Raw genomic sequence first — 12,335 nt, 5'->3', positions numbered from 1 at the left:
CGCCTTGCCCATGGCGCGGCTTCCGGGCCTGAGACTGTCAGTTTCTGACGTCGCGGTGTCGCGGCGCGGATCAGGGCGTCGACAGGCGCCCTCGATCCTGGCGGCCGGGCATCGATCGCTCCGGCGGAACCCGTGGCATCGCGCTATTTCGCGACGTTGTGGAAGTTACAGGATCCACTCCACCGGGAGCCAGCTCATCAGACGGACAATGCCGCGCTGAACCGCTGAGGTATTGGGCTCCAGTGTGTAGGCGCTGGTTGCGCCATTCTGGGCCGTCTCGATCCATTCTATCGCGCCGCTGTCGGCCTCGGTCACGCGATAGAAGGCCTCGCTCCGATCGAGGGATCGCCCGAGCGCGGTGGCGATCTCGGGGCTTTCGATCAAGAACCCCATTTCCGTGTTCAGCGCCGCCGAGCGCGGGTCGAAATTGAATGATCCGATAAAGATGCGCGCGCCATCCACGGCAAACGTCTTGGCATGCAGGCTGGACTGCGACCCGGTGATGATTTGGGTCAGTGACAGATCCGCGGATCTGTCGGGGCGGGCCCGCAGTTCAAGGACTTCGGCTCCTGCGCGCACGAGCCGGTCGCGGTAGCCCATCCAGGCGCTGTGCACCACCGGGACATCCGTCGCTTCGAGCGAGTTGGTCAGAAGCCGGGTGCGAACGCCGTCAGCAAGGTAGCCTTCGAGCAATGCGAGCCCCGCGTCTCCGGGAACAAGATATGCCGACACGAGGTCCACGCTCTCGGCTGGCTGGGCCAGCAGAGCGGGCAGTCGTCCGACCAGCAGCGCGTCTTGCGTCGCCGAGCCAAGACCCTTGGCCGGATCGTCGCTAACAAGGGTGACGGTTGTCCATTCCATCACGTCCCGGCCTGACAGGACCTGCGAGAGAACCGGTGCATCGGCAATGGAAGCGGCGTAGTCCGAAGCACGGGCACCGGATTGCGCAAGTGCGACGGCCGTGGCCATCTCTGCCAGACCATCCTCGGATGGGGGCAGAACATCAGAGGCCGCGTAGGACGAGCCGCTGGTCCAGTAGGCATCAAAATTCTGCGACACATCGGCCGCGGCAGGACCAACGGCCAGCACGTCCAGATCGAAGTAGGCCGTGCCCTCGCCATAGGCGAAGTAGATGTCGCCGATGTTGCGACCGCCGATCACGGTCGCCACCCCGTCCACGGTCATCGACTTGTTATGCATCCGGCGGTTCAGCCGGAAGAAATCAAAGGCATAGGACAGGGCTTTGGGGGTGCGCATCGTGAACGGGTTGAAGATGCGGACCTCGAGATTATCCATCCCATCCAGCTCCGCGAGCACGTTGTCGAGGCCGGGGATACCGTTGTCGTCGAGCAGCAGACGCACCCGAACGCCACGCTCCGCGGCCGCGCGCAGCTCCTCAAGCAAGAGCCAGCCGGTCGTGTCGGTCTGCCAGATATAGTATTGGACGTCGATCGTCGCTTGCGCGGCACGGGCCAGAAGGATGCGGGCCGCCAATGCATCGCGCCCATCGGCGAGTGGCACGACACCGCTCTTGCCCTCGTGGATGGCCATCAGCGGCATCAGGTTCGCGCCCAGCAAAGTCTCTTCGCTGGCAGGGACCGCGCCAGAGGTATCCGCGCTTGGCAAGTCAGGCAAAGGATGGGTCAGGCGAAGAGCAAGAAGCGTAAGGCTCGCGGCGATCCCGACCACGAAGAGAAACCTGAGAAGACGCACGTCCTGAGCTCCCGCCTGACTTATGAAGTCCGGCTTCGTGGCATGGTCAGTCGGACCTTGACAAGTGGTATGAGCCGCGCGGGGTTCGCCGGAGGTCGATCGACCTTGGGTGCGCGGCCAGTTCAGGTCTTTCCACAGCGCCAGAGAAGCCTGCCTCTGCCTAGACGAGCGCGATGATTCCGATGGGTTCCAGCAGGCGGCCGTTGTCGATCCAGTCGACCCACTCGAATGTTGTGTCTGTAACGGCATCGAAAATGCACCGTGGCCCGCGCCGGTGGATGACCGCGACCGTGCACAGGCCGTTGATAGTCATGGCCAGTGCATCGTCATGACTGTCACCCTGCTGCCCAAAGCAGGCTCTGGCCAGTGGACGGGTTCGCCCGCATGAACTGGGTGGATGATCCGGTCGAAGGGAATTTCGGATTTCCATGTAGGGTTATGATATCACTATCATAAGTCCTTTCATTTGGTGCCCGCGGCGGGACTCGAACCCGCACGGCCAGAGGCCAAGGGATTTTAAGTCCCTGATGTCTACCAATTCCACCACGCGGGCACGGAAGTCTGACTATCCCGGCTCAGGCGGTGGCGTAAAGGGGGTCAGGCTTCTTCCTCCATCGGGCCCGTCAGCAGCGCGCGTTCGGAGAGCCAGCGGTTGAGTCGGAGCGCTTCGCGCAGCGGGGCCTGTGCGGCCTCTTCCTGCCCCATGCCGATCAGGGTCAGGGCCTTGCCCGTCAGCGCGCCAAGGTGGCGTGGCTCGCGGGTCAGGGCCTCGTCCAGATCGCGAAGTGCGGCGGTGTAATCCTGAGACAGGAACGCGGCATAGGCCCGTTGATTATACCCTTCGGCATAATCGGGGCAGTAATCGATCAACTGGCCGAACAGCTCGCGCGCCTCGTCGCGCGCGCCCAGCCTGTTCAGCGCGATCCCCTGATCAAGGAGCGCCTGTGCCCGATCATCCGGCGCATCGAGCCAGATTTCCCACAAATCCCCAGACAAGGCCTGCGCATCGCCAGGCGAGGGTGCAAGCCGAAGTTCTGCATAAAGGCCGTCTATCAGGGCCGATCTGTCTGGGAGGTCTGCACAGCTGTCCTGACCCATGGCAGAGAGGGGCCAGATGCACATCAGGAGGGGGGCGATCAATCGCATGGGGAAAATGATGGCCCTCGGGACGCTCAGGTCAAGGGCGGGCGATCAGCCCTCCGGCCCTGTGACGCCCATCGCATCTTCCTTGATGGCCTGCATCGCGACATAGGTCGAGGTGCTGGACACATGCGGCAGGGTCGAGATCCTTTCGGCCAGAACCGCGCGGTAGCGCGACATCGACGTGGTCCGCACCTTGAGAAGATAGTCGAAGGCGCCGGCGATCAGGTGGCATTGTTCGATTTCGGCCACGCCGATCGCGGCCGTGTTGAAGGCGCGCAGCGCGGCTTCGCGCGTGTCGCTGAGCTTGACCTCGACAAAGGCCACATGATCGCGCCCCAGGCGGATCGGATCGAGGAGTGCGCGATATCCACGGATCACGCCCGAACGTTCGAGCCTTCGAAGCCGGGCTTGCACCGGCGTCTTCGACAGGCCGACCCGGCGGGCCAGTTCGGTGATGCTGATCCGGGCTTCGACCGACAGGATGTCGAGAATCAGTCGGTCGAACTTGTCGAGATCCTTAGGCGTTTCGACCATTAATATCCCCCTAATTCAGGAAAAATGACTTCCAGTGGCGCTATCTTGGGAAAAGTGGCGTGTCAATTCGATGTATCATGGCGAAATCAACCTGGAGGTTTTGCCATGCCCCGTGACACGTTCCACGATCTCAGAGCCCGTATCGACGGCCGCATCTATGCGTCCGAGCGCCCCGTCATCGAGGAATTGCGCGATCTGGCCGCGCTGAGTGCCGAGGCGCGGGTCGGGATCGTGGCCGAGGGCGCGGCCCTTGTGCGCCAGATCCGGGGCGCCTCCGATCCGGGGCTGATGGAGGTGTTCCTGGCGGAATACGGTCTTTCGACCGAGGAAGGGATTGCGCTGATGTGCCTTGCCGAGGCGCTTCTGCGGGTGCCCGATGCCGACACGATCGACGCCCTGATCGAAGACAAGATCGCCCCGTCAGACTGGGGCCGGCATCTGGGGCATTCGACCTCCTCGCTCGTGAATGCCTCGACCTGGGCGCTGATGCTGACCGGTCGGGTTCTCGATGACGAACAGGCGGGGATCGTGGGCGCGCTGCGCGGCGCTGTCCGCCGGTTGGGAGAGCCGGTGATCCGGACCGCTGTCGGCCGCGCGATGCGCGAGATGGGCCGCCAGTTCGTTCTGGGAGAGACGATTGCCAAGGCGATGGACCGGGCCGAGGGGATGCAGGCCAAGGGCTTTACCTACAGCTATGACATGCTGGGCGAGGCCGCGCGCACCGATGCCGACGCCCGCGGCTATCACCTGTCCTATTCGCGGGCGATCTCGGCCATTGCGGAGCATTGCACCCGCAAGAACGTGGCCGACAATCCCGGTATCTCGGTCAAGCTGTCTGCGCTCCACCCCCGCTATGAAGAGGCGCAGCGCGACCGCGTGATGGAGGAGCTTGTCCCGCGCCTGCGGTCGCTTGCGCAGATGGCGCGGTCGGCGGGCATGGGGCTCAACATCGATGCCGAGGAGGCGGACCGCCTCTCGCTCTCGCTCGACGTCATCGAAGAGACGTTGTCGGCCCCGGGCCTGCGCGGATGGGATGGTTTCGGCGTGGTGGTGCAGGCCTATGGACAACGCGCCGGGCTGGTTCTGGACTGGTTGCACGAACTGGCCACACGGCTCGACCGGCGGATCATGGTCCGGCTCGTGAAGGGCGCCTATTGGGATACCGAGATCAAGCGGGCGCAGGTCGAGGGGATGGAGGGCTTCCCCGTCTTCACCGACAAGGCCGCGACCGATATCAGCTATATCGCAAATGCCCGGAAACTTCTGGGGATGACAGACCGGATCTATCCCCAATTCGCGACCCACAACGCCCATACCGTGGCCGCAATCCTGCATATGGCGCGCGAGATGGGGCGAGGGCCGGAAACGTTCGAGTTCCAGCGCCTTCACGGCATGGGCGAGGTTCTGCACAAGCTGGTCATGGCGGAACATGGCACGCGCTGCCGGATCTACGCGCCTGTCGGCGCGCACAAGGATCTGCTGGCCTACCTCGTGCGGCGGCTGTTGGAAAACGGCGCCAATTCCAGCTTCGTCAACCAGATCGTGGACGAGACGGTTCCGCCCGAAGAGGTCGCCTCCGATCCCTTCTCGGCCCCGCTTCAGCTCGATCGCCTGCCGCAAGGGCCGGAGATTTTCGGGCAGGGACGGCGGAATTCGAAGGGGTTCGATCTGACCCATGCACCAACGCTCGAGGCGATCGACAAGGCCCGGCGGGCCTTTGTCGGCTCCCGGTGGGAGGCAGGGCCCGTTCTGGCGGTCCCCGCGCAAGGCGGCGACATGCAGGAATTGCGCAATCCGGCCCGGCCCTCGGATGTGGTCGGTGCCGTGACATGGGCCGATCCCGCGGATGTCGAGGCGGCCTTTCGCGCGGCACAGGTCTGGGATGCGCCCGTCGCGGAACGCGCGGCGATCCTGCGCCGGGCGGCCGATCTCTACGAGGCCCATTTCGGCGAGATCTTCGCGCTCGTCGCCCGCGAGGCCGGCAAGACGCTGTCGGATGCGGTGGGCGAATTGCGCGAGGCGGTGGATTTCCTGCGCTACTATGCCGGGCAGGCCGAGGCGATGGCAGAGGCGGCACCACGCGGCCCCTGGGTCTGCATCAGCCCGTGGAACTTCCCGCTTGCGATTTTCACCGGCCAGATCGCGGCGGCCTTGGCCACCGGGAACGCGGTTCTCGCCAAGCCCGCCGAACAGACGCCCCTGATCGCGGCGCGGGCGGTGGCGTTGCTGCACGAGGCCGGCGTGCCGCGCGAGGTGCTGCAGCTTCTTCCCGGCGACGGGCGGATCGGCGCCGCTCTGACATCTGATCCGCGCATCGCCGGCGTGGCCTTCACCGGCTCGACCGAGACCGCGCAGATCATCGCGCGGGCCATGGCCGGATCGGCCGCCCCGGGCACGCCGCTGATCGCCGAGACGGGAGGGCTGAACGCGATGGTCGTCGATTCGACCGCGCTGCCGGAACATGCCGTGCGCGATATCGTGAAGGCCGCGTTCCGGTCAGCGGGCCAGCGCTGTTCTGCGCTGCGCTGCCTTTATGTGCAGGAGGATGTGGCCGAACCGCTGATCGAGATGCTGCGCGGCGCGATGGCCGAATTGTCGATGGGCGATCCGTGGCAGCTCTCCACCGATGTGGGTCCGGTCATCGATACCGAAGCCCGCGACGGGATCGCCGCCTATGTGGCCGCGGCTCGCGATGCGGGCCGGGTGATCGACGAATTGCAGGCCCCTGCCGAGGGGCTGTTCGTTCCGCCCGTGATCCTCGAGGTGGGGGGCATCGGCGAGATGGAGCGCGAGGTGTTCGGCCCGGTTCTGCATGTGGCGCGGTTCAGGGCCGAAAAGCTCGACCGTGTGATCGAGGACATCAACCGCACCGGATACGGGCTGACCTTCGGGCTGCATACCCGGATCGACGACCGGGTGCAGCACATCGTGGACCGGGTCCATGTCGGCAACATCTATGTCAACCGCGACCAGATCGGCGCTGTCGTGGGCAGTCAGCCATTTGGTGGCGAGGGCCTGTCGGGGACAGGCCCCAAGGCGGGCGGGCCGAACTACCTGCCCCGCTTTGCAGCACCTGCGCCCGCCGGCGTGGCCGGTGGGTGGAGTGATCCCGAAACACGGGAGGCGCTGGCGGCTCGCCTTGTCCGGGCCGAAAAGGCCGGCGCCGGCGCCCATGAACCGCTCGATCTGCCGGGGCCGACGGGGGAGAGCAATCGCCTGACCCTCGCAGCCCGCGGACCGGTTCTTTGCCTTGGGCCGGGCGCCGATACTGCCGCCGAGCAGGCCCGCGCGATCCGTGATCTGGGCGGGATCGCGGTCGAGGCGCAGGGCGCGCTGGAGCCCGGCGCGCTGAGCCTGCTTGCCCCTCTGGCGGGGGTGATCTGGTGGGGCAGCGACGACGAGGCCCGTGCGCTCGCCGCGGCGCTGGCGCGCCGGGAGGGCCCTCTTGTGCCGCTGATCACCGCGATGCCGGACCGGGCGCATGCCTGCCACGAGCGTCATGTCTGCATCGACACCACCGCCGCGGGTGGCAATGCCGCATTGCTGGCGGCGGTTGCGGACGGTTGAGACCAGCTTTGGCTTGACGGGGGGGGCGGGCTGGCTAACGCTCCCCCCATGTTTCCGATCCGCGATCACAACCCGTCCGAGAAGGTGCCCTTCGTCACCTATGCGCTGATCGCGATCAACGTGGCGGTGCATCTGTGGGTCGTGGGCTTCGTCACGACCGACCAGGCTCTCTACGACCTGTATTATTGCTGCGCGATGATCCCCGCGCGGATCACGGATGGTCAGGGCTACCTGTCGCTTGTCACCTCGGTCTTCCTGCACGGCGGCTGGATGCACCTTCTGGGCAACATGTTGTTCCTGTGGATCTTCGGCGACAACCTCGAAGAAGAGATGGGCCACGGCGGCTTTCTGGTCTTCTACCTTGTCTCGGGGGCGGGTGCGGCGCTTGCGCAATGGGCCGTGGCGCCGTGGTCCCCGATCCCGATGGTGGGCGCGTCGGGGGCGATCGCGGCGGTGATGGGGGGCTATCTTCTTCTGTTTCCCAAGGCGAAAATCGATATTCTCATCATCTTCATCGTCTTTTTCCGCATCTTTCCGATCCCCGCATGGATCATGCTGGGTCTGTGGTTCGCGATCCAGTTCTTTGCCGGGTTCGGCATTAATCCCAATGAGGGCGGGGTGGCCTATTGGGCGCATTCGGGCGGGTTTCTGATTGGTTTCGTGCTGACCCTGCCGCTGTGGCTGCGTAGGGGCGCGATCCGGTTCTGGAACCGGACCGAGGGACATCCGCCCCATCCTGAGGCGAAATACGATTTCGCCCGCTCAAGTATTCCCGTCGTTCGCCGCCGGAAATAGGGGGCCTCATGGCAAGTCCGATCATCGACGCCGTGGCTGTCACCAGCCGTGACATAGGGCGCACGGTGGCGTTCTATCGCCGCCTCGGATTCGAATTTCCGGACTTCGGACCGCAGGACCGACATCTGGAGGCGATCGCGGCGCCGGGTGCGGTGCGGTTGATGATCGATACCCATGAGCTTGCCGCAGAGCTGAACGGTGCGGAGCCCGTGCCGGCCAACCATGCGCAATTCGCGCTTCTCTACGATAGCCCCGCCGAGATGGATGCGGCGGTGGCCGCTCTCGCGGATGCGGGCGAAACGGTCGTGACCGCCCCTTTCGATGCCTTCTGGGGGCAGCGCTATGCGACCGTCGCCGATCCGGACGGATATCGCGTCGATCTGTTCGCGGCCCTCTGAGCCGAGACGAATTTCAGGGAAATTCGTGACGCGCCCCGGAGCGGGGCGCGGTCGGATTTCGGTCCGAAATCCGCGCCCTAGCCGGCGGCGAGCGCCTTTGCATTCTTGCGCAGCTCGAACTTCTGGATCTTGCCGGTCGAGGTCTTGGGCAATTCCACGAATTCCACCCGCTTGGGCGTCTTAAAGCCCGCCAGTCGGGACCGCGCAAAGGCGATCAGTTCCTCGCCCGTGACCTCTGCGCCCGACTTCAGCTCGACGAAGGCGCAAGGCACCTCGCCCCAAGTGTCGTCGGGCATGGCCACGACGGCACACAGGCTGACCGCCGGGTGATCGGCGATTACGCCCTCGACCTCGACTGAGCTTACGTTTTCTCCGCCCGAGATGATGATGTCCTTCGCGCGGTCGGCGATCTTGATATAGCCGTCGGGATGCTGAAACGCGATGTCGCCGGAGTGGAAGTATCCGCCGCGGAACGCCTCGTCCGTCGCCTCGGGGTTCTTGAGGTAGCCTTTCATCACAGAGTTGCCGCGGATCATGATCTCGCCCTTGGTCTCCCCATCCCGGGGCAGCGGGGCCATCGTGTCGGGCTCCAGCACCGTGATATCTTCCATCATTGGCATGAGGATGCCCGTCCGGGCCTTGATCGTGGCCCGCGCCTCTTCGGGTTCGCTGTCCCAGCGATGCCCCTGCCAGAGGCATTCGGTCACGTGCCCGTAGGTTTCGGTCAGGCCATAGACCTGAGTCACGTGAAAGCCCAGCGGCTCGATCGCCTTCAGTGTCGCGGCGGGCGGCGGGGCGCCGGCGGTAAAGACCTCGACCACATGGTCGAAGGCGCGGCGGTCGCTGTCGGGCGCATTGATGATCGTGTTGAGCACGATGGGCGCGCCGCCGAAATGGGTCACGCCCTCGTCCGCGATGGCCTCATAGATCGCGGCGGCCGTCACGTTGCGGCAGCACACGACCGTTCCCCCCAGAAGCGGGATCATCCAGGTATGGTTCCAGCCGTTGCAGTGAAACAGCGGCACGATCGTCAGGTATCGGGGATAGAGCACCATCTGCCAGGACACGACTGTTCCCATAGTCATGAGGTACGCACCACGGTGATGATAGACCACGCCCTTGGGTCGGCCCGTCGTTCCCGAGGTATAGTTCAGCGCGAGGCTTTCCCATTCATCCTCGGGCATGATCCAGCGGAAACCGGGATCGCCCGTCTTCAGAAAGTCCTCGTAATCCATATGCCGGCCACTGGGCGCCACGCCCGCGATCGGGTCCGGCACTTCGATGATCTTCGGCGCCGGCCCGTCGAGCCGCCCGATCGCCTCTTCGACCAGCGGCAGGAACTGGCTGTCGGCGAGGATCACCTTCGCCTCTCCGTGGCCGAGGATATAGGCCACCGTATCGACATCGAGCCGGATGTTGATCGCATTGAGCACCGCTCCGCAGGCCGGCACGCCGAAATGCGCCTCGGCATGGGCGGGAACGTTGGGCAGGAGCGTGGCCACCACGTCACCGGGCGCGACGCCCGCACGGGCCAGCGCCGAGGCGAGCCGCGAGACGCGGGCGTGATACTCGGTATAGGTGAGGCGGAAAACGCCATAGACGAGCGCCTCCCGGTCGGGAAAGACATCGGCCGCGCGCGCAAGATGCGACAGCGGCGTCAAGGGCACAAAATTCGCCGGACGCTTGCCCAGGCCGGTTTCATCCGCCATCCATCCCATTAGCGACCTCCTCCCTTGCAGGTGCGAATTGCGCCTGTTCGGGTCCAGCTTTATGCGAAGGCTCTTTCGATGCAAGACACTCAACCCCTGCGGTCGACCGCTTTCACGCTCTCGGGCATGCTTATTCTGGGGTTTGTCGACAACACGATCCCGCTTCTGAGCGCCGATACCGGGCTCTGGCTGTTTCATGCCCTGCGCTCGTCGATGGTCGTCCCGCTTCTGGCGCTTGCCGCATTGCTGGGTCTGGGTGTCCTTCGGGCCCGCAATCCGGGCGCGGTGCTTGCGCGCAACTTCTTCACGGCGACGGCGCTCCTGATCTATTTCGGCTGCCTTGCCTTCCTGCCGATCGGTGTCGTTGTGGCGGGCCTGTTCACGGCCCCGATCTTCGTTCTTCTGATTTCGGTGCTGTTCCGGGGCCAGAGGGTCGGCCCGTTCCGGTGGTTCGCGGTGGCGGCGGGCTTTGCCGGCGTGCTTCTGATCGTCTGGCCCGACGGGGGCGGCCTGACCATCCTGTCGATCTTTCCGGTCGTGGCCGGCATGTTCTACGCGGTGGGCGCAGTGGCGACCCGCGCGTGGTGCGAGGGCGAAGATGCGCTGGTGATGGTGCTGGGCTATTTCCTGATCCTCGGGGTCTATGGGGCGCTGGGCGTGCTGGGCCTGACGATCTGGCCACAGGTCGCGCCGCCGGGGCCGGAGGGATGGCTGCTTCGGGGCTGGGTGGCGCCGGATGCGGGTGTCCTGTTCTGGACCTTCGTGCAGGCCTTCGGCAGCGTGGTGGGCGTGGTCTGCCTGACGCGGGGCTACCAGCTGGGCGAGGCGAGTTTCGTGGCCATCAACGAATATTCGCTGATCCTCTTTGCCGCGGTCTTTGCCTGGATCATGTGGGGGCAGGTCGTGGGCCCGGTCGAGATCGCGGGCATGGCCCTGATCGTGGCATCCGGCGTTCTGATCGCGCTGCGCTCGCGCGCGGCACAGATCGCGTCACCCGACCCGATGCGCCCGGCGCCATGATCATCAGCAGGGGCCGGCGCTATATCTTTGTCCACATCCCCAAGACCGGTGGCACGTCGATGGCGCTGGCGCTCGAGGCGCGGGCGATGAAGGACGATATCCTTATCGGCGACACGCCCAAGGCGCTTCGTCGACGCAATCGCGCCAAACAGTTGAAGGCGCGGGGCCGGATCTGGAAACATTCGACCCTGGCCGACATCGAAGGTGTCGTCACTCGGGAGGAGTTGTCGGCCTTCCTTATCTTCACCCTCGTGCGCAATCCCTGGGACAGGTTGGTGAGCTATTATCATTGGCTGACGTCGCAGGAGTTCGACCATCCGGCCGTCGCACTGGCGCGGCGCCGGGATTTCAGCGGTTTTCTGAACGACCCGATGACGCGGGCCGCCGTGTCGGCCAATGGATATGACAGTTACATGCGCGATGCGGCCGGTGCACTGCATGACCCGGTCTTTGTCCGGATCGAAGCACTGGAGGCCGATCTGGCCCCCGTCCGGGCGCATCTGGGCTTTGACCTCATGCCGGGCCGTGAGAACACCTCGGATCGGGATCGCGACTGGCGGGTCTATTACTCGGACAAGGATGCAGAGCTTGTTGCAGAACTGTGTTCCGCCGATATCGAGCGGTTCGGCTACCAATTCTAGGTGCTGATTGTTCACAGATCGTGGTTAATCGTCGTTAACCATGTTTCTTGCCCATCCTGGCCGTCCCAATGCCGCTTTGTTGCCTCATTCGCACCTAACGAGCGCCGCGCGAATCGCCCCTGCTGGTGTCACCGGATCGACGTCTGCCAACATCACGTCCGGTGAGAGGGGATATCAAGATGAATGCGACTGCTTATATCGACTGGGAGGTCAGCACGGCCATGTCCGCGCCGATCGACGCACATCTGAACGAAGCAACCGGGGGCATCCTGCCTGAAACCAAGGTGGCCTCGGGTCAGGGTTGGCGGCCCGTCCAGACGCTGGCACCCGGCGATTTCGTCCTGACATTCGACAACGGCATGCAGAAGCTCATTGATGTGTGCCACCATCTGGTCGAGGCCGGCAGCGCGCCGCGCTCGGTCGAGACGTGGCCCCTTCTGGTGGCGCGGGGTGTGCTTGGCAACAAGGCGCCGCTGACGCTCCTGCCGGGGCAGGTCATCCTTGTGGAAAGCGATCTTGCCGAGGAATTGTACGGCGATCCCTTTGTGGCAATCGAGGCCCGCGAACTGGACGGGATCGAGGGCGTGACCCGCCTCCGCCCCCGCGAACGGTTCATGGCCGTCACTCTTCATTTTGAAACGGATCAGGCCGTGTTCGGCGCAGGCGGGATGATGATCGTCTGCGCTGGCACCGGAGATCTGCTGCACGATCAGGGCGGAGAGGCGATGTATCCCGTCCTGACCAGCGAGATGGCGCAGCTTGTGCTGGCCGATGGCGTGATGCCCGCCGGGGCCGCCGCCTGAGCCGCGACCCCG

Annotated in this window: 10 protein-coding genes, 1 tRNA gene and 1 pseudogene; 6 read left to right on the top strand and 6 right to left on the bottom strand. The window is 64.9% G+C overall.

What is annotated here, in order from left to right; translation table 11 throughout:
* Positions 1-165: 165 nt before the first annotated feature.
* The 5 genes and pseudogenes from EP376_RS07050 to EP376_RS07035 all read right to left on the bottom strand — a co-directional run bounded on the left by EP376_RS07050 (position 166) and on the right by EP376_RS07035 (position 3,390).
* Positions 166-1,713: a phospholipase D family protein gene (locus tag EP376_RS07050; RefSeq protein WP_127654868.1), complete on the bottom strand. Its 1,548-nt coding sequence runs from the start codon at positions 1,711-1,713 to the stop codon at positions 166-168.
* Between the two features lie 160 nt (positions 1,714-1,873).
* Positions 1,874-2,062: pseudogene (locus tag EP376_RS22940) on the bottom strand (IS3 family transposase); the annotation flags it as partial.
* A 118-nt stretch (positions 2,063-2,180) separates the two neighbouring features.
* Positions 2,181-2,266 (bottom strand) — tRNA-Leu (locus tag EP376_RS07045).
* A 44-nt stretch (positions 2,267-2,310) separates the two neighbouring features.
* Positions 2,311-2,859 (bottom strand): tetratricopeptide repeat protein, encoded by a 549-nt coding sequence (locus tag EP376_RS07040; RefSeq protein ID WP_127654867.1) that lies wholly within the window; start codon positions 2,857-2,859, stop codon positions 2,311-2,313.
* Positions 2,860-2,904: 45 nt separating this feature from the next.
* The gene (locus EP376_RS07035) at positions 2,905-3,390 is read right to left on the bottom strand and encodes an Lrp/AsnC family transcriptional regulator (protein WP_127654866.1); all 486 of its coding nucleotides are present in this window, start codon (positions 3,388-3,390) and stop codon (positions 2,905-2,907) included.
* A 105-nt stretch (positions 3,391-3,495) separates the two neighbouring features.
* On the opposite strand from EP376_RS07035, the gene putA reads away from it, so the two are divergent.
* From putA to EP376_RS07020, 3 genes are read left to right on the top strand one after another with little or no spacing between them, the layout of a single operon-like run.
* Positions 3,496-6,957 carry a bifunctional proline dehydrogenase/L-glutamate gamma-semialdehyde dehydrogenase PutA gene (putA, locus tag EP376_RS07030; RefSeq protein ID WP_127654865.1) on the top strand — a complete coding sequence of 1,154 codons (3,462 nt, stop codon included), beginning with the start codon at positions 3,496-3,498 and terminating at the stop codon, positions 6,955-6,957.
* Between the two features lie 48 nt (positions 6,958-7,005).
* Positions 7,006-7,752, top strand: a complete 747-nt coding sequence (locus EP376_RS07025; protein WP_127654864.1) for a rhomboid family intramembrane serine protease — start codon at positions 7,006-7,008, stop codon at positions 7,750-7,752.
* Positions 7,753-7,760: 8 nt separating this feature from the next.
* Complete coding sequence (locus tag EP376_RS07020; RefSeq protein ID WP_127654863.1) at positions 7,761-8,150, top strand: VOC family protein; 390 nt, start codon at positions 7,761-7,763, stop codon at positions 8,148-8,150.
* A gap of 77 nt (positions 8,151-8,227) precedes the next feature.
* On the opposite strand, the gene EP376_RS07015 is transcribed toward EP376_RS07020, so the two are convergent.
* Positions 8,228-9,868, bottom strand: coding sequence for an AMP-binding protein (locus EP376_RS07015; RefSeq protein WP_127654862.1), 1,641 nt, complete (start codon positions 9,866-9,868; stop codon positions 8,228-8,230).
* Positions 9,869-9,937: 69 nt separating this feature from the next.
* On the opposite strand from EP376_RS07015, the gene EP376_RS07010 reads away from it, so the two are divergent.
* The 3 genes from EP376_RS07010 to EP376_RS07000 all read left to right on the top strand — a co-directional run bounded on the left by EP376_RS07010 (position 9,938) and on the right by EP376_RS07000 (position 12,323).
* Positions 9,938-10,879, top strand: a complete 942-nt coding sequence (locus EP376_RS07010) for a DMT family transporter (RefSeq protein WP_127654861.1) — start codon at positions 9,938-9,940, stop codon at positions 10,877-10,879.
* Positions 10,876-11,520, top strand: a complete 645-nt coding sequence (locus EP376_RS07005; RefSeq protein ID WP_127654860.1) for a sulfotransferase family 2 domain-containing protein — start codon at positions 10,876-10,878, stop codon at positions 11,518-11,520. The genes EP376_RS07010 and EP376_RS07005 overlap by 4 nt, the downstream gene beginning before the upstream one ends.
* Before the next feature lie 179 nt (positions 11,521-11,699).
* A complete protein-coding gene (locus EP376_RS07000; RefSeq protein ID WP_127654859.1) occupies positions 11,700-12,323 on the top strand; it encodes a Hint domain-containing protein in 624 nt (207 codons plus the stop codon).
* Positions 12,324-12,335 lie beyond the last annotated feature (12 nt).

Source organism: Alexandriicola marinus (assembly GCF_004000435.1).
Classification (GTDB): Bacteria; Pseudomonadota; Alphaproteobacteria; order Rhodobacterales; family Rhodobacteraceae; genus Alexandriicola; species Alexandriicola marinus.
This window is presented reverse-complemented; position numbering and strand designations above follow the sequence as displayed.